A 17,948-nucleotide genomic window follows, 5' to 3' on the forward strand; every position below is an offset into this window, starting at 1 on the left:
TCCTAAATATTATTCTATTTCTTTATTTTTTGTAATTTTATAAAAATCCTGTCCCCATTTCAATCTAACATTGGACACAAGGGAGTTAAACTGATAACGATAAAGATCTGCCGCAAGCATAGGATAATCAAGCGATACACCCTCGCCTCTTAAAAGCTGTATAATTCCTCTCATATGGTGGGAAAGTTCTTCCATACTGCTTGCAGTGGCAGCTGCATAAAATCTTCTTGCCACTCGTTCTCTTTCATCCTCATCATGAACAAGCCTGTTTACTGCTGTACCAAATGAATAACCCTCTTTGTACATGCAATCTGTCTTTGGATCTTTGCCCTGCTGATGAAGCGCAAACAACGTCAGTGTGGTATAAATAGCCCATTCAGCTTTGCTTGGCTCATTAGTGCCAAAAAGCTCTTCAGGCATATCCTGAAGAAAATATCCCCAAAGCTGAGGTATATCTCCCGGTTTTTTACCAACACCTCGTCTAAGCTCTGCCAGTGCAGCTCTAAGAACATTATCTCCGAATTGTAAAAGCAATTTATTCAGTTTATTTTTTGTATAAAGTTCAACCTGCTTTGCTGTAACAATCTCGCTCATTTTCTCTCCTCCCTACTTATCTGATATAAAAATTTATTAAAAGCTTTAGCTGAACAATAATGACTCTTAACATCTTTATTTTTTATTTTTTCTACAACAGTTTTTCCTACAAGAGCCGCTGTACCAGCATGTTCAATTAATTCCTTACCTAAATCAATAACTATCTGTTTTGCTGTATTTTCCCATTGCTCTCTTTTTTCTCTAACTTCCATATTTTTCTGATTTTCTGGGTCAATATCCATAAGCCAGTTTCTGAAAGGAATATCAAAACGGTAATAACACTGCTCCTTAGCCTGCTGTGATGCAAAAACTCCATCTCCGCCAATTGCTTTATTTAAATCTAAGGATAGCTGACCTATTGCCTTTGCAAACATGTCGCATCGCTCTATTTCATCGGTAATATGTCTTACCCACTTTTTTCCAAGCTCTTCCAATAAACCCGTATGGAATTTTAATTCATCGGAAAACTCATCGGTTATACCGCAGCACATACTTCCATACGTAACTCCGACAATTTGAAACGTTATGACTCTGTTTTTGTCAATTTTACCTTTCTCTTTTAATTTCTTGGTCCAGAAAACAACACCAGGCATTTTCGTTCCCTCACCAAGCATTACAGAAAAATCTCGCCACATTTGTCTTGAGGGGTCATGTGCTCTCGGATAAAAACCTAATGTTTCTTTTCCCTTTTTTCTTTCGCCCCAATATGTCATCTGTTCTGAAAATGCATTCTCTTTTTCTATATAATCTCCGGCAGCTTCGATATATCCGGTAACAACATTATCAGTGCGGCATAACAAAACTCGTCTGCACTGCAATGTCAATAATTCTGCCTGATTATTTGGCAGAGGAATTTCTATAAGTTTATCTTCTCTTGGCTGAGGCAATTCCCACGCAGGTTTAGGTTCTTCCCAAACATTTGAATTATTATCCAGCAGGACAAAGTTAAGCATCATTGTTTCAAAAAGTGTTTTTCCCTTTGCTAAGACTACTCCAAGTCCTCCAACCCATCCAAGTTTAGGCGAAGGCTTCTTTGCAGCAGTATCTCCGAACGACTGAAGATATATAAGCCAGCGGGCTGCTTCATCATAGTTTAATTCATTTTTAGATTTGCCGCTTCTTAATGAAAACAACTGTATTTTATTGTTACTTTCGACAAGTTCTCCGTTCAATTTCTTTGCTGGATTATCTGTTCCGGTAATTTTAGGTACCTGGTAAAAAGGATGCTCATCGTCAAAAAGCCAAAAGCGATCTTCCCATTGATTCAAATAATCAGTTATCGGCTTTTCAGGAAAATTTCTCATATTCCAGATTGCTTCCCATCTACGCAAAGCTTCACTTTGTGACTCTATAGGACTGATTTTTCCATCCTCATTAACACGATAAAAAACTGAATGTAATACAGCAAGTAAAAATCTAAGCATTGCAACATTTTGAGTTTCTGTTTCACCTGCTAATCCTTGATAATGGTGTGCGTTTTTGAAAACATCAATCAAAGAAACTTTCTCAATTTTATAATCGCTGTTCATAACACAAATCCATTGTTCATTTAACAGGTTAAACGCTCTGTCTGCCATTTATTTTTCCTCCTTTTCACAAATTAACCCATAATCTTCACTATAAGCAATTTTGTACCCACATAATGTTCCTTCATATTTTTCATTTAACAAGAGAACAAGCTCCTCTTTTAACATATTTGAATACTGCCATTCTCTGAAAACTTGCATAGTTTCCATTTCAAGCTGATCTATGCAATCTTTGTTATTGTATACGCTTAACTGTCTTGGCAGCTGCACTCTCTGCTTTAATATTTCACAACATTCTTCATCAGAAGGAATACGGTCAAAAGGAATATTAGTTCCATTATTTTGCCAAGGTAAAAAACTAATAGTATCGTCTTTATGTTTGACAAGCAGCAACACATAAATTGACATTTCGCCATCTCTAACTTTAGCTTCCCCGATTTCATCGCCACTTCCGATGTTACTGTCCAGCAACCCGTGAATATTACTATCCAGATTTTCTTCTTTAGGCAGCTTAAAAGCATCGGCTTTTCGTTCTTTTTTCAACAAGTTGTCTCTATAATCTAACCATAGTGTATATAGATCTTCATTTTCACTCATGTCACGATAAGTTTCCTGCACCAAAGGAGAAATATCATTAGGCAAAGATATTTCTTTAGGCAAAAGCTCTGCCGTTCTTCTCAACACCCATTCTCCGTAAACTTTAACAGAACTATTATCAGATATATCTGTGTTCATAATCAAACACTTTGCCAAGCTTAATAAATCAGGACGTTGTCTGTTTTTATGACGATGAAGTCTACCTATTCTTTGCAGTAATAAATCCATGGGGCAAAGCTCTGTTATAAGTAAATCAAAATCAATGTCCAACGATTGCTCTAAAATTTGTGTTCCCACAATTATAAGATTGTTTCTTTGTTCCGGAAGTGACTTTTTGCCAATAGACTTTAATATCCTCTTTTCCCTCTGTGAACGATCTATCATTGTAAAACGTGCATGGATAAGTACAATTGTTTTATCCGGTAAAGCTTCTTTGAGCAGTTTAGCAATTCTTTGAGCTTTAACGACAGTATTTACTACCACTCCTGCGCATCCACCATTTGAAAGCCCTTCTCTCAAAATTGTTATAAGACTGTCTTCCTCAATCTTCTGAATTTCAATTTTACGTACCGATTTTTCAACAGGTATTGTACATTGTTTAACCTCATTCCCATCTGTCCATGTAAGCAGAGGATAATTCAATGTGTTTTTCCATCCCCAAGCCTCTTTCTCAAAAGAACCGTGATGATAAGCTTCAACAAGTTCTTCTCTTCTTTTTGCCGGCAATGTCGCTGATAAAATGATAACCGGGACTTTGTAAATACCAAGCCAGTATAACGTGCGGTCTAAGTAACGATTCATATAGGCATCATAGGCATGGCATTCGTCAATAATTACAACCTTTCCTGCTAAACCAATGTGACGCAGCATAACATGCTTTTGTTTAAGTGAAGCCATAAGCAGCTGATCTATAGTACCAACAACAAAAGATGATAAAAGTGCTTGTTTTCTTCCTTCAAACCAACTGTGTACTATCAAACCGCTGTCTTTATCAGATTCCTTATTTTCATAAAATTTGCTATCTTCGTTTTGTAATGCAGAACCGTGAAATAGATTTTTATAATCACTGTTCATCATTGCCATTCCATGAGCAAGTCTTATACTGTGCTGAACATCCTCAGATTGTTTTTCTGCCCAATCTATAAGTCTTGGGAATATTCCATTTGCGGTTGCCTGTGTGGGTAATCCAAAAAATATTCCTCCGTTCCCGTATTTGCTTGCCAACAGCTCCGCAGCTGCCAAAGCTGCCTCTGTTTTGCCTAGACCCATTTGCGCTTCCAAAATATATATACCTGCCGTGGATGAATTTTCTACAGCTTCTATTATTTTGTGCTGGGCCGAGTTCGGATAAAAACCAAACTGCTGTAAAAAGTATTCGTCATCCATAAAAAAGCAGCAGGGAGTCCACGGTTCCGGAAAAGCGATTTTTTCACATATTTTTTCAACACGTTTTGGATATGTAATATAAATACCTTTATCGTCGCTTAAGATTAACGGAGCATAGCTTTGATTACTTGCAATCCAATCAGCCATAATCAAAAGACCGCTTAATAAAATCTGCGCCGGTACATCTATATCGGGAACATCATGTATTGTGTTATATCCGGAAAGATTTAATGCAGTTGAAATCCATTCCTGCCAAACTTTTTCCCAAAGTTCTCCTTGACTGCTATCTTCTCCGTCAAGACCATAAAAATTTTCTTCATAGAACTCAAGCTGCTCCTCCGGTATTTCTGCACCATCAAACGGCTTTCCATGATGTCCCCCTACTACAGCTGCAACACCTTGTGGACAGCCATATTTCAATAATATTGCTTCGCCGGCGTATCCGTGAGGTGACTTATTTGAATCCAAAAAATCTTTATGACGAGGTATTTCAAATCCATAATCTGAAGTTTGATTTCTAAACTCGGGTAATAATTCCAAAAGCTTTGATTGAAATAATGGTGTAAATTTTCCTATATCATGTACCAATGCTACAAATATACATAATCTATCAAAACCTTCAAAATCATTTCGCTTCATTATGTTTTCGACGACAGAAGATGAAATCCAATTGTTTAATAAATATTCCAATACCCCGGCAGTATCCAAAAGATGTGACCAAACCGGAAGCCATTTATGCTCTGGAGATATTTTTCCTAACAATGGAAAAAATATTTTATTTTCAAAATCTAGCCCTGAAATCGTTTTATCCAATTTTACCGCTCCATATATAATTATTTTAGGTGAGTTTTACTATATATTTTTTATTATACAATACAAAAAATAAAAAGTCTACAAAAAATTATAAATATTATAAGTTTTCAATCAGAAACAAGTTAAAAACAGTTATACTTTGTCTAAATTCAGTTAGGTTTTGGATAACTATTTTAAGCACGTTAAAATTATTCATTCTATGTAGTGTTACTAAATACCATTGTTTTCTGATATTAGAGATAAACACAAACTATATTAATTTGTGAAGATAATTATATTTCTAAAATACTTTTTTCAATATTTAATTAATCTACAGTTCCGTAAAGTCACAAAGTAAAAATCAATATTTCCAACGGATGAAAAACTGTTTAAAATGTTGTACCTTCGATGATAAACATCATGAAAAAGTAGACTGTAATATTGTCCACATCAAGCTGTCTATATTTTTCGAGGTTCATATTCCCGACAAATTTCATATGTTAAGGATGAAATAAACTATTTCGCTGTCCTTGACATATGATAATCCGGCGTTGAGGTATAACTAAGGCAGCAACCTTTGGTGTTGCTGCCTTAGTTTATAAATATGCTTTTAATTTCTGTTTTTACACTCAGTACAGTGTCTACACAAAATTTTAGTTATACCTTCTGTAAACCAATAGAATTATTTTTTAGTACTGGAATCGCTGCGTTTGCGACGCCATTGACCATTTTTATTTCGGCTACGGTTTTGTCCAGCTGTTGGTCCGGTTTTTACTACTGGACCGTGAGTATCCTTAGGGCTTTTGCTGTGACATGAATTTGACATAGCAGTCATACTTTCAAAAAATATGTCTTTAAAAAAATTATTAATCATAATATTCTTCCTCCGTATCTTCTATTTTGTTTGTATTATCATAAATTGTTTCAACCGTACCTACTGTTGTTCCAACTCCGGCTCCAATCAGAGTCCCAACCGCCGCTGAAGATGTTCCTCCTGCCGCAGCTGCGCCGACCGCTATAGCTGCCATTGCAGGAACGGTTACCGGCGCTGCCACTAATGCTAAACTTGCTGTAAATATGGTTCCGATTGCCCCTCCGATAATTCCGCCGAGTGTTGCACCCTGTGTTCCTCTTACAAAAATTTTCTCCATAAATTCGTCCTCCTTAATATGTTTTTTGCAACTTTATTATATCATCTAACATTTAGTGTTTTGTAAAAACGGTTATGATGCCTTTTTATCTAAATTTAAATTCTCCTGAAAATTGCAGGTTTTATGATTTCGTTCGATTATTTCACGTATTTTGAGAAAGTCAATATAATTTATTCCAACTGTACGTACCAACTCGGAAGCAACAAAACCACGGGTAGACAAAACTTTAACTTCTTTTCCCCTTGACTTCAATTGTTTAATTGCCCTTTCAAAGTCACCGTCACCGCTTATAAGAACAGCTATATCATAACGGTCAATCATATTAAAAATATCAAGGACAATTTCAACATCAAGATTTGCCTTTTGAACGGTCTTTCCGCTTTCCGGATCATAAATTGTCTTAACAGGTTTAGTAACCAATGAGTATCCAATATATGCAAGCTTATCGTAGTATTTTTGCTGACTATTTGAAGGACAGATATCAATTCCCGTGTAATAAACAGCCTCTACAACATTGCCGAATCCCTTACAATATGATAAAAGTTTTTCAGCGTCGATATCCCATCCCATTTTTCTTTGTGTATAGAAGCAATTAGCTCCGTCTAAGAATACCGCTACTTTTTTCATAATTTTACCTCTTTTCTCTGCCGGACTTTTATTTTACAGCTTAATTATATAACACAAAAATACGATGTTTGTAAAAACGGTTGTTATAACAAAAAATCACCTCTCACAGAGAGAGGTGAAAAAATATTTTTTGATACTTTTAAAGTTAAATAATAATCCTAAAACGGAAGTTCTTTGGCGTTTTCGAGATATTTTCTCTTATAATCAGAGCTTTGTTTCATATCACCATGTTCTTTATATATGAGCGACAAAATCATGTACATTTCTAAAACTTCGTGATTACTGTTGTCCTTGTAAAAATTTTTGCGGATCTCCAAAGCCTGTAAAGAGTATTTTTTTGCTTTCTTAAATAATTTCTGTCTACCATATAATTCCCCTAAATTTCTATATGCCATTGCAGTATTAATGTCGGTATCACCGTATATCTCAAGATAAATTTCAAGCGCTTTTTTATTATAATATTCAGATTTTATAAAGTCACCCGAACTACAATAAACGCTTCCAAGAGTTATGTATGCTTTAGCAACATCACGGTGTTTATCTCCATAAATTTCGATTTTTATTTTCAAAGCTTCTTCAAAATATGAAAGAGCCGCTTTAAATTTCTCTTGACGACGCATAATATCGCCTAAATTAGTATAGAATTTCGCGGTTTCATCATTTATTTCTCCATGCAAGCTTATATTCAATTCTAATCCTTTTTTATAATATTCCTCCGCCTGCTTAAAATCTTTAAGTTCGTCGTAAACTCTTCCGATTCCTCCATAAGCATATATTTTATCATCAATATACTTATTCTCATTTTTCTCGCAATAATCTAAAACCTCATTATAACACTCTAAAGCTTTATCAAAATTCTTCTGACTCAAATATACAGCGCCTTCATTAATGCGTGTAACGATATAATCCTGAGTATCCATTAGTGTGTCAATCCTCCTTATTTTTTTTAAATAATCTTGCGTTTTTTCTGACTGCTTGTTTTTTAAGTAGAAGGTATAAAGCCTTTTACGTATATCGTCCGTTATTTTGAAATCATCTCCATATTTATTAACCGAAAATTCCAACGCCTTTTTAAGACAGCTTTCAATTAATGTATCGCTAAAATATCCATCTATTACATCTTCTGCAATACTCAAATAATAAATTCCTATATCACACATAGTTGGATATTTTAAGAGTTTTTCTGCGGCAAAGGAATAAATGTCCATGTAACCTACTATATCTTTTGAAAAAACACTATTTATTTTAAGCTTTTTGATTTCATAAATCACGCTTTCTAAATATTTTTCTAAGATTTCCGGATTCTTTTCAGCATACGCTTGAGAGACTTCTGCTATCAAAGGATGTATTTTTATGGTGTCATCTTCTCTATAAATCCAGCCGCTTTCAACAAGACTGTTTATATCGTTATAGTTTTCCAAATTGCACCAATCAGCAAAAAGTTCCGCCTTAATACCGTTCCTTGGAATAAGTGACATATTGGCAAGAATATATTTTTTCGACTCATCAAAATCTGCAATATCAAACACCTCGGAAATATGCTCAAACGGCGTCTTTCTGCTTATTTTATTATCCTTATCTAAAATAACATTCTCCTTGTATAATAAATTTAGGTTGATAAGGGAGCCTATCTCCCAAAATCAACTGTATAATTATTCAACATAATGTTGTATAATTGTAGTTATTAGATAGAGGATGTCGTATTCTCCTTGGGGAGCCAAAAGCTACTCCGTACTGGAAAGACTGACACCTCTTTCTGATAAACAGATTACGAATAAGTTGGATGTTGACGGCTGATTGCCGTACTTCGAATATAGAACAAGGCAGTAACGTTTATCAGATAAGAGGAACTATCTAAAATCTGTTTATTTAGGTGAATGTTATGCTTTATCTCGGAATTGATATCGGCAAAAATACTCATGTTGCTTCTCTTATTGATGAAACGGCAAAACCATTATTCAAAGCATTCTCGTTTTCAAACACAACCGAAGGCGCAAACAGCCTGATTGAAAAATTATCAGTACATATCAATAATCAATCAGAAGTTGAAATAGGAATGGAGGCTACCGGTCATTATTGGCTTTCGATTTACTCATTTCTTGTTGAAAATGGATTTGTTGTTCATGTCGTTAATCCTATTCAAACTGACGGCTGGCGAAAAGGGACTGAAATCAGAAAGCGTAAAACAGATTTCATCGATTCTGTTCTCATTGCTGATTTGATACGCTACGGTGATTTTGTTGAAACCTCACTGTCAGATGAAGACACAATGTCACTGCGTAATCTGTCACGCTTTCGCACTTATCTTGTTTCGTCCATTTCAGACTTGAAGCGCAAGGTAATCTGTGTTCTTGACCAGGTGTTCCCAGAATATCACACTGCTTTTTCAGATGTTTTCGGCGAAACCTCTAAAGAACTTCTTTCGCACTTTCAGACTGCGGATGATTTTGAAAACATCTCTTCTGAACAGCTTGAAAACGTGCTCAAAAAGGTCTCTTTTAAGGGTTTTGCCAAAAACAAAATCACTCAGATTTCAGAGCTCGCAGCAAGTTCTTTCGGACTGAAGTTCTGTCAGGATAGCTTCTCTTTACAGCTTCGGCTTTTAATTGAGCAGATTAAATTTATTGACGCTCAGGTATGTGATGTGGAAGCAGAAATCAAAGTTATCCTTGATAAAATTAATTCTCCTATTATGACTGTACCGGGTGTAGGCAATATTAACGCCGCTGTTATTTTAGGAGAGATCGGTGATATCTCTCGCTTTTCAAACGCTTCCAAGCTTGCTGCTTATGCAGGTATAGACGCTTCTGTCAGCCAATCCGGTGAATACCAATCCACCAATAACAAAATGAGTAAGCGTGGCTCTCCCTATTTGCGCAAAGCTCTGTTTCAGGCTGCCTTGATTGCAGCCTTTCATGATCCGGTTTTCTCGGCTTTTTATCAAAAAAAGCGATCCGAGGGCAAGCATCATCTTACTGCTGTTGGTGCTGTTGCCAGAAAGCTTTGTAACACCATTTTTGCTGTTTTGAAATACAATACCGCTTACGTCCCTCAATTTAAATAATCTTTTTATACCCACTTATCCATCGACTTGGACTTTTTGTTCAGGTCTTTTTGTCTTGCATATTTTTTCATCCCTTATTCGTTATTTTTTTATTTTTCCTATTGACTTTTTATAGTTGGTCTTTCCGCATTTAGAAATTCCTCGCTCTTTCAGTTTTTGAAGCATTTTAGTAGGGGTAGAGAAGCCAGAATTTATCTGTTTTGCGATTAATTCCACCGCAAGAGTATGACCGTCAAAATAAGATATAATCTCTTTTGCAGACTGCTTCTCATCTTCATTTTTAATCTTGCAATACGTATCAAAAAGCTTTATAAGGTCTTCTGGATTTTGAAATTCACCTATACGAATATTGCTATTAGTAGTGTTCAAACGTGTAGTAACCAAAATTTTGCAATTAAGTCCAAAAATATCTTTACGTTGTTTCTCCTGTCCTTTAAACTCATTTTCATTTAGGTTATCTATAATGAGTAAAGTTTTATTATTACACAATTCTTTCAATATTTTAATTTTACGTGAATAATATTTTTCACTTTTCTCTCCTTCCAATGGTTCAAAATTAGCGATATGGATATTTGAGTCGTCATTAATCAGTATTTCCAGACTGCTATTGTATACGGCAAATAGTACGGTTTCATAACAATCTGCATATTTCTTTGCATAATTCTTTGCAAGTACGGTTTTTCCTATTCCTGCAAGACCGCTGATAAATAAAATATTCTTCTCTTGCAGTTTTTCATGAATCATTCGAAGTTCTTTGTCTCTGCCAATAAAAAACTCTAACGTTATAAAAGAAGTGCTGACAAGAAACGGTTCTTTTGGGTCAGAAAGCCTGATTAATTCGCAAAGCTTTTCAATAAGCTCATCTGTGTTCTGACATCGTTCTTTTATTACGTTACAGATAGTTTTTTTGAGCAAAGTGTTAAGCAAAGGAAATACCTTTGGGTTGACATTTTTAAAAATCTCAGCATTATGGTCAAACTCATAACTTAAAAAACTGCGTCGTTCGCTAATATCGGAGTGTCTTCCGAAAATCCGATAAAAAATTATTTCACCTATTGAAAATATATCTGTGGCTTCACATATATTAATCATCTTTGATGGGACAGTTTGCTCAACAGCCGCCCATTCTTTCGTATATGAAAGAACGGCCGTCTTATTCTTTATTTGCTCTTTTTCAACCAGACTGTCAAAGTCAAACAGCATAACTATTTCAGATGATTCCGGTATGGCATATATATTATCCGGCTTGATATCTAAATGCAGATACCCTGCTTTGTGGTAATTTCCTATCACAGCCGTCAGCGCTTTCATGCGTATTAAAAAATTATGCAGCGAAGTATCTGTCGGGTATCTATCCACATTATAAGCTGTTCCATTGAAAAATGTCATCACAACGTATTTTGTATTGTTTGCTGATATGATGTCTTGGATGTTAGAAGTAGAGTTTGTCAAATCACTGTTTAAACGTATAGAAGCCTGTTTTTTTATACCAGCTTCAAAGCGTTTAATACCATCTTCAAATTCTTTTTTCTTTTCTTCTCTGATTAATAACGCTCCTCCCTCCCTTGGTAATGAAATATTTTTTGGATTATATTCCTTGAGAATAACTTTATAGAGCATCCCTTCTTTTTCACCCTCTGCAAGATATACAAGACAAGAGGATCCTTTTCCTATAACTTTTTCAATCTTATATGTACTTGTACTATCGTCAGCTCTAAGCACATAACCATTTGGTAATTCACTTCTCATATTTTGCACCTCCATTGCTAATAGTATATCAGAATATTTTTAAAGCTTGTAAAAACAGTTTTCAATCAATTATAGTATAATCATCCAATCCCTGGGTGTATTTTAAATACATATCTGAAATAATATCTCGTAATCTATATATGGGATTTCCTCCGTCACCTGCAAACTGAATACAGTAACCAATCATCCAATCATATGGATTTCGCCAGTATAACTGCACATATCCGCATTTTTCTAAGATACCATTCATTTCGGTTTTAAATTCATCTATTAAGTCTGAGTTCATCAAATTGGGATCTTTTAAATAAGCTTCTGTAAAAAAAGAATAAAAACATAACATTATCAAAGCTTTTTTCAAGGTGTCATCGCTCGCTTTTTTATGTTCTATCTGATTAAACTGTTCTCTTTGAGGAAAGTTCCTTGTAATAAGCTTAGGTAATTTAGATATTTCTTTTTTGTTTGTGCTTATGCTATTTTTGTATACTTTCTCTTTATTATAATTACTGCGGGCATCATATCCATAAATAACTGATAACATTTCATCTATTGATAACGGTTTATCGTCATGATTGGATGTCTTATTTTCAGTACTGTATTTTTCTGATTCATCCTTGGCTAATTTTTTGCATTTATCTAATAAATCATCAATCACGCTGTAAACCGTATTATTACATTTGGTAAATCCGCTTTTATTATGGATTATGTATTCTTTCAATTCATCTTCTGTTTTTATCTTTTTAATATTACCAGCTATAATTGCAGTTAATTCATCGGCGTCAGAGTTTTGCTCTTCAGTTGAATTTTCAATTTCGTTTATAATTTTTAATGCATCATTATAGCTTTTATTGTTTTTCAGACAGAAATAATAGACTGCTTCATGAATATCTTTGAAATTAAAAGGACGTTCAAAAAAGCCTTTATAAAAAAAGGCTTCAGCGGCTTTTTCATCCATCTTTAAAGCAAAACACAGCTTATACATAAATTCTCGACTTAGATTGTTGATTAAAGTCACAACGCCATATTCAATCAATTTTTTTAATGTCTTCTTATTCAACTTAATACAATGGCTTTTATCGTTAGGATTTTCAAAATCGCCATGAAACTCTTTTTTACAGCAGTCACATAAAAACTCAACAATTTCATTGGTGCTATCCATATTTCCGAAAAACCCAGCATTTTTAAGATTCTTTTTAATTTCATCTCTGAAAACAGTAATGTTATCTAAATCTTTAATATAATCTTCGGCAAACTTCTCGTCTGCATCCGTATTAAAGTAAGCAATCTCTGTTGCACTATTTTCTATATTACTCATTACTTAATCCTCCATAATACTAAATTATGCTTTTAAATCAATTTAAAAATATTTAATAATTTTATTGTATAATATAATTATTGTAACATATAAATACATTTAAATCAATACAATATACGCACTAGATTACAATCAAATATAAAATTACAGCAGATATATTATAAAAAGAATAGTAAGCATTATAATAGCTGAAAACAGCATACATTTTTCAGCTATTATACGCTACCTTACGAAAAAGTCTATTCTTTTCAAAATATTTCAAAAATAAATATAGGAAATAGAAAGTTTCTAAGTTACAGTTAAGTTGCAAAAGAAAAATCAACAATATGAATACTGTATTACAAATTATAGCTCTATTAAATAATTCTTAAAAATACAAAATAATAAAAGGTATAAACGGACTTGTTCATGAAAATCACATGACGATTTATTTATAAAATATGCACACAGATGGTTTACTCATCCAGGTAACAATGGTAATACTCACTATGATCATAACTGTTTGCTGACAGAGTTTTTCTATGAAAAAAAGAGTTTATTTATCAATTTGGTGTCTTATATGATTCTAATTATTTCAACCAATATTACAGTTACAAAAACGGAGAACACTTATATCGGTCTTTATTATCTCAGCCTTGAATACTTCGACAGAGATTTAAGCGATGGTCGGCGGGTTCTCAAAGCAATATAGACTTATTATAAAAATAAAATTAATATCGACGGGTGTATAATAGCATACCAATATATTTTAACCGACGAGCACTCGAAACAGCAGAAGAAAAGAAATTTCTACTTGTTAGGGCTTATCGATCTTTTTTGAAAAAGATATGGCGTAAAAATAATCGTATCATTTTCCAAAGCTAACCGACTGCAAAACCGCAGATACACCGTTATAAATATTTCAAACCATTTGTACGAATCAGAATTTACACAACTATGCCGCTCTGCCATTGCCTCAAAAAGGTCCATTGCGGCGAAAAATAAAAAAATTAAATTTCATATACTAAGTATACACGTTTTTATGCACATTGTATCTTGTAAAACACCGTTAAAGATGATACAATAAAGTTAAATAATATCGGAAGATTTATACAATGTACACCAAACACCAAAAAGCTGATGATTATCAATATTTTGGATATTCTCCGTCGATACACCGACAAAGATCATCGCCTCAGTCAAAAAGAAATTTCGGAAATTCTGGAACAGGAATATCATATGAAAGCTGAACGTAAAGCTGTGAAACGTAATTTGATGAATCTGATTGACTTCGGATATGAAATAGAATACAGAGAAACCATACGCATGGTGCCTAACGCTCAAACCGGAAAATTAGAGGAAAGCTATATTCTTTCAGACTTTTATTTGTGCCGGGAGTTTGACGATTCGGAACTGCGGTTACTGATTGACAGCCTGCTTTTTTCCAGGCATATCCCCTACAGCCAATGAAAGACACTATCACAAACACCCCGATGAAAGTGAACGTGAATATGTTGTTACCCCTTACCAGATGGAGGTAAAAGAAGGAAAGTATTATCTTATCTGTAATTACAATAAATACGATGATATTTCCAATTATCGGCTTGACCGTATCCGAGAACTGAAAATTCTGGATAAACCCGCAAAACCGTTTGAAACGCTGCGAGGCGCAAAAAGACAGCGACTGAATCTTACTGAGTATATGAAAGAACACATCTATATGTTTTCCAGCGAAACCGTACGGGTGAAATTTTGTATTACCAAGCCAATGATCAGAGATGTAATCGAGACATTTGGCAAAGATATCATCTTTTCGAACGAGAACATACACAATGTCACCGTGACCGCACATACAAATGAAATGGCTATGGAGCATTTTGCAAAAGTTTATGCTCCGGATGTAATCAACTGTAACCGCAAGAATTAGCTGACTGGGTAAAAAACTATTTAGAAAAAACAGTACAAAAATATGCAAAAAATAAAAGAGATGTAAACCAATGAGATATAAGTCACGTATTCTTAAAATTCATCGCAGAATTTGTGTGAACAAAGATGATGAGAAATAAGAAAGGTGGTTGAAATGAATTTTAATTATTATACAGAAAACGGCAATCCACTTTCCAAAGAGGAGTTTATTTCATACTATAATGCTCGATATTTTACGGATTGTACAGCTAAAGTTTCATATAAAACCAATGCGGGTAAAAACCGTTCTGTTGGCAAAACTTCCAGGTTCGTGGAGAATATAATTGAGGAAATTTTGAAAAAAGAACCGAAAGATTTTACCTGCTCTGATGTTGCATTAATGCTTGCTTGGAAAATAGGGAAAATCAGCCATGCGAAATCTAAAGATACCATCATACTTCATAACGATTGGAAAGAAGCACTCGGTGAGTATTCTGAATCTGAGGGCTTCAACTCATGGAACGGTGAACCAATCAAACGGTTTGGTGACAAACGTCCCATTATGATTGATGTAAAAGGGGATAACTAATTATTTGCATGAAAATGGACAAAGATTAAATGATTTGGTGGGAAACGGCAATATGGAGCTGGCTCTTGATGAATTAAGAAAGCAGCCTCGGCAAGGTATTGGAGCTGTGTATTTAATTACCTTACTATATTTTGTAACAAATCATCAGTATCCCGGAAAATGCCCGATTTATGACCGTTTTGCTATGAGAGCTCTTTTGGCAATTAAGAGTAATAAAAAAATTGGCGACGATGTGAAGTGCGGAGAATTGTCAGATAAAAATATTAAAAATTTTCCCAAATTAGTTGGTGAGAAAATGAAGCAGTATATCGGTCTTATTGATGATATTTTCGGTGAAGAATACAATGCTAATCGTGATATAGACCGTGCGCTATGGGTATACGGTCATTTGTTTAAAGACTCTATAAGTTTTAAAAAGTGCTAACAACATTTTTCTACAGTTAAGCAGGGACTCGAAGTGTTTCGGAGCTCTGTTTTTTCTTAAATAAACTTATAATACTCGTCGTAGTCAATTTACTCCACAACATTTTCATATACATCCGACAACACTTGCATTCATCATATTTGTGTTACAACTTCATAATCTGCAACATAATCGATGATATTTCAGTATTCACCATCAAGTACGTCTCACACCTACTTTTAAGTATGTGGGTACAGTATTTTGCCACAATTTGCACCAGACTATATGTGTCTATAACATCTGTGCATAAAAATTCCTCCTATGGTAGTTTCTTTTATTCTACCATAGGAGGTTCTTTTTCTATTGTCTATTTTTACTGAACCTGTTCATAAAATCTGATTAAAACAAATTTATTTTATTGTTCTCTTATAGATTTTCTGAATCAGGTGGTTCTTTGAATAACTCAATATCAGCTATTTTTGTAGTACTTTCATTTTTATGTAGTAAATACAAGCGTACAGATTATTCACTATCTAACTACAATGATAATGCTAAAATAAGCACAATAAGTCCAATTTCTGTTTTGTTATGCCAACACCACTTATGATATTTCATTTTTGTGTATCCAATAACCTGACGAAACTATATCGCTTATATTTTCCGAGTCCGTAGGAAATAAAAAACATTTACCATCATGAATTATAGACGAAAAGAATACGCTCCCGTCATCTCTATAAAAAACAGGATCTTCCGGATTTTTAAAACCCCAACCACATATCAGTTCAAATATACTGTCAGCAATTTTTAAAAGCAAGTCTTTTAATTCTTGACAAACTCTGAAATATTTAACGTCAGATTGATACTCTAAATTTTTATAGTAATGTCTATAAACATATTTAATATTTTCAGGTCTTGGAATTTGAAATTTTTCTAATTCTTTTTTAAAAGAAATCTCTGAATTTACAATTCTAAATGAAAGAACTGAACAATATTTACAGCAGATATTGATTAAATTGCTATAGTCCTGACCCTTAATATCGTAATCTTCTGTTCCAGTAATATCTGTATCCCAAAAAACAAATTCATTCATAAACTCAATCATCCTACTCGAAATTTGTAAACTAAATATAAAAACGCTAATATTTATTGTCAAAAATAAATCCGTTAAATGGTTTAATCTTATGTTATTCAGTTTGCCATTGACGATTAAAATTAAAAACTCTTCTCAACTTTTTTATCCTGAATTGAAAATTTAATTGAAAGCCTTTCCAAATTAGCACAATCACTTTCAGTTGCATTCCACATAAAAGCCATTTTTTCATGGGAAACACTTCCAAACCATGGTTTTTGTTTTCTGTAAAAGCATATATCCTCAGGAAGACCATTCTGCAACGGTAAGTACCAATTCTCCAATTTTTCTAATAGGCATCTACTGCTTTTACATAACCGATAAGTAAGCATGACGGTATGGCTTCCTCCACTTCGATATGTCCCGGGCCATTCTTTTATACCAACAGTATAATCTACCATATAGGGAAATAAATCCATCATTATTTTATCATGTACAAAATTTGGTGGCCGTTTTGAATATGGTTTTTTGAGGGTTGTAATAACTGTAAAATAATCTGAATTTTTACCTGCATACTTCAATATTTCAACTTGATGATCTATTATATCTTCAAAATTTATCATTAAATCATAATACATACTTACTCCTTACAATTTGTTATCTGTTCCTTTAATTATGGCTTTTTCATTGTAAAACAGATTTGATTCATCAAAATCACATTCATCATCAATAATAACTCCAAGCTTCTCAAGCTCTGTTTTAGTTTTTTTACTATTGGTGTAAAGCGCATTCCAACATTCATGAGAACTTGTAGCAAACCAACAGTAACCATCTTTATAAAAGCAAAGATCCATTGGATATTTTGAATAATCCCAATCATAAAGACAATCGGCTAATGCGAGTACTTCTTCAGCTTCTTCGCAGGCACGATACATAGTCAACTTATAAATATGCACAGTATCCCATGTTATCATGCTTGGCCATTCATAAACACGCTCAGCATAAATCTTATATGGAGCAAGCATTTTTGATACCTGTTTTGTGGTTTTAGTCGGTTTGGAATTTTCTTGATAACGTAAATAAACCAACGAGAATGTGTCACTGTTACTCATAAGGTAATGAATAAATTTCAAATAGTTTTCTTTATTTTCAAAGTCTCTGATATAATACTTCTTCATTTTGTATCACCAACTAAGTTATTCTAA

The 17,948-nt window shown here is 33.9% G+C and carries 18 protein-coding genes; 6 read left to right on the forward strand and 12 right to left on the reverse strand.

From position 1 onward, the window contains the following. Positions 1–9: 9 nt before the first annotated feature. The 7 genes from casB to CGICJO_RS10715 form a co-directional block, all read right to left on the reverse strand. Positions 10–594: a type I-E CRISPR-associated protein Cse2/CasB gene (casB, locus tag CGICJO_RS10685; protein ID WP_486498861.1), complete on the reverse strand. Its 585-nt coding sequence runs from the start codon at positions 592–594 to the stop codon at positions 10–12. Next, positions 591–2,171, reverse strand: a complete 1,581-nt coding sequence (gene casA / locus CGICJO_RS10690; RefSeq protein ID WP_486498862.1) for a type I-E CRISPR-associated protein Cse1/CasA — start codon at positions 2,169–2,171, stop codon at positions 591–593. Before casA ends, casB begins: the two co-directional genes overlap by 4 nt. Beyond that, positions 2,172–4,916, reverse strand: coding sequence for a CRISPR-associated helicase Cas3' (gene cas3, locus CGICJO_RS10695; RefSeq protein WP_486498863.1), 2,745 nt, complete (start codon positions 4,914–4,916; stop codon positions 2,172–2,174). Positions 4,917–5,577: 661 nt separating this feature from the next. Then, the gene (locus CGICJO_RS10700; protein WP_486498864.1) at positions 5,578–5,769 is read right to left on the reverse strand and encodes a hypothetical protein; all 192 of its coding nucleotides are present in this window, start codon (positions 5,767–5,769) and stop codon (positions 5,578–5,580) included. Beyond that, positions 5,762–6,046 carry a hypothetical protein gene (locus CGICJO_RS10705; protein ID WP_486498865.1) on the reverse strand — a complete coding sequence of 95 codons (285 nt, stop codon included), beginning with the start codon at positions 6,044–6,046 and terminating at the stop codon, positions 5,762–5,764. The genes CGICJO_RS10700 and CGICJO_RS10705 overlap by 8 nt, the downstream gene beginning before the upstream one ends. 72 nt (positions 6,047–6,118) lie before the next feature. Beyond that, positions 6,119–6,673: a LabA-like NYN domain-containing protein gene (locus tag CGICJO_RS10710; RefSeq protein ID WP_486498866.1), complete on the reverse strand. Its 555-nt coding sequence runs from the start codon at positions 6,671–6,673 to the stop codon at positions 6,119–6,121. Positions 6,674–6,831: 158 nt separating this feature from the next. Continuing rightward, positions 6,832–8,202: a tetratricopeptide repeat protein gene (locus CGICJO_RS10715; RefSeq protein WP_486498867.1), complete on the reverse strand. Its 1,371-nt coding sequence runs from the start codon at positions 8,200–8,202 to the stop codon at positions 6,832–6,834. A 353-nt stretch (positions 8,203–8,555) separates the two neighbouring features. On the opposite strand from CGICJO_RS10715, the gene CGICJO_RS10720 reads away from it, so the two are divergent. Then, a complete protein-coding gene (locus CGICJO_RS10720; RefSeq protein ID WP_087376648.1) occupies positions 8,556–9,737 on the forward strand; it encodes an IS110 family RNA-guided transposase in 1,182 nt (393 codons plus the stop codon). A gap of 81 nt (positions 9,738–9,818) precedes the next feature. Here the strand turns inward: CGICJO_RS10720 and CGICJO_RS10725 are convergent, their stop codons facing one another. Together CGICJO_RS10725 and CGICJO_RS10730 are read right to left on the reverse strand one after the other, a co-directional pair. Then, complete coding sequence (locus CGICJO_RS10725; protein ID WP_486498868.1) at positions 9,819–11,486, reverse strand: NB-ARC domain-containing protein; 1,668 nt, start codon at positions 11,484–11,486, stop codon at positions 9,819–9,821. 61 nt (positions 11,487–11,547) lie between these two features. After that, positions 11,548–12,798, reverse strand: coding sequence for a hypothetical protein (locus CGICJO_RS10730; protein WP_486498869.1), 1,251 nt, complete (start codon positions 12,796–12,798; stop codon positions 11,548–11,550). 559 nt (positions 12,799–13,357) lie between these two features. Here CGICJO_RS10730 and CGICJO_RS10735 point away from each other — a divergent pair. From CGICJO_RS10735 to CGICJO_RS10755, 5 genes are all read left to right on the forward strand, one after another. Beyond that, a complete protein-coding gene (locus CGICJO_RS10735) occupies positions 13,358–13,489 on the forward strand; it encodes a hypothetical protein (protein ID WP_486498870.1) in 132 nt (43 codons plus the stop codon). 527 nt (positions 13,490–14,016) lie between these two features. Further along, positions 14,017–14,247 carry a hypothetical protein gene (locus CGICJO_RS10740; protein WP_486498871.1) on the forward strand — a complete coding sequence of 77 codons (231 nt, stop codon included), beginning with the start codon at positions 14,017–14,019 and terminating at the stop codon, positions 14,245–14,247. Further along, on the forward strand, positions 14,204–14,704 hold the full coding sequence (locus CGICJO_RS10745; protein WP_486498872.1) for a helix-turn-helix transcriptional regulator: 501 nt from the start codon (positions 14,204–14,206) through the stop codon (positions 14,702–14,704). Before CGICJO_RS10740 ends, CGICJO_RS10745 begins: the two co-directional genes overlap by 44 nt. Positions 14,705–14,857: 153 nt before the next feature. Continuing rightward, positions 14,858–15,271, forward strand: a complete 414-nt coding sequence (locus CGICJO_RS10750; protein WP_486498873.1) for a hypothetical protein — start codon at positions 14,858–14,860, stop codon at positions 15,269–15,271. 4 nt (positions 15,272–15,275) lie between these two features. Then, entirely contained in the window at positions 15,276–15,695 is a 420-nt protein-coding gene (locus CGICJO_RS10755) for a hypothetical protein (protein WP_486498874.1), read from the forward strand. A gap of 580 nt (positions 15,696–16,275) precedes the next feature. Here the strand turns inward: CGICJO_RS10755 and CGICJO_RS10760 are convergent. The 3 genes from CGICJO_RS10760 to CGICJO_RS10770 form a co-directional block, all read right to left on the reverse strand. After that, the gene (locus CGICJO_RS10760; RefSeq protein WP_486498875.1) at positions 16,276–16,764 is read right to left on the reverse strand and encodes a hypothetical protein; all 489 of its coding nucleotides are present in this window, start codon (positions 16,762–16,764) and stop codon (positions 16,276–16,278) included. Between the two features lie 122 nt (positions 16,765–16,886). Beyond that, positions 16,887–17,381: a hypothetical protein gene (locus CGICJO_RS10765; RefSeq protein ID WP_486498876.1), complete on the reverse strand. Its 495-nt coding sequence runs from the start codon at positions 17,379–17,381 to the stop codon at positions 16,887–16,889. 9 nt (positions 17,382–17,390) lie between these two features. Further along, positions 17,391–17,921 carry a hypothetical protein gene (locus CGICJO_RS10770; protein ID WP_486498877.1) on the reverse strand — a complete coding sequence of 177 codons (531 nt, stop codon included), beginning with the start codon at positions 17,919–17,921 and terminating at the stop codon, positions 17,391–17,393. Between the last annotated feature and the right edge of the window lie 27 nt (positions 17,922–17,948).

Source organism: Candidatus Limousia pullorum, assembly GCF_057405065.1.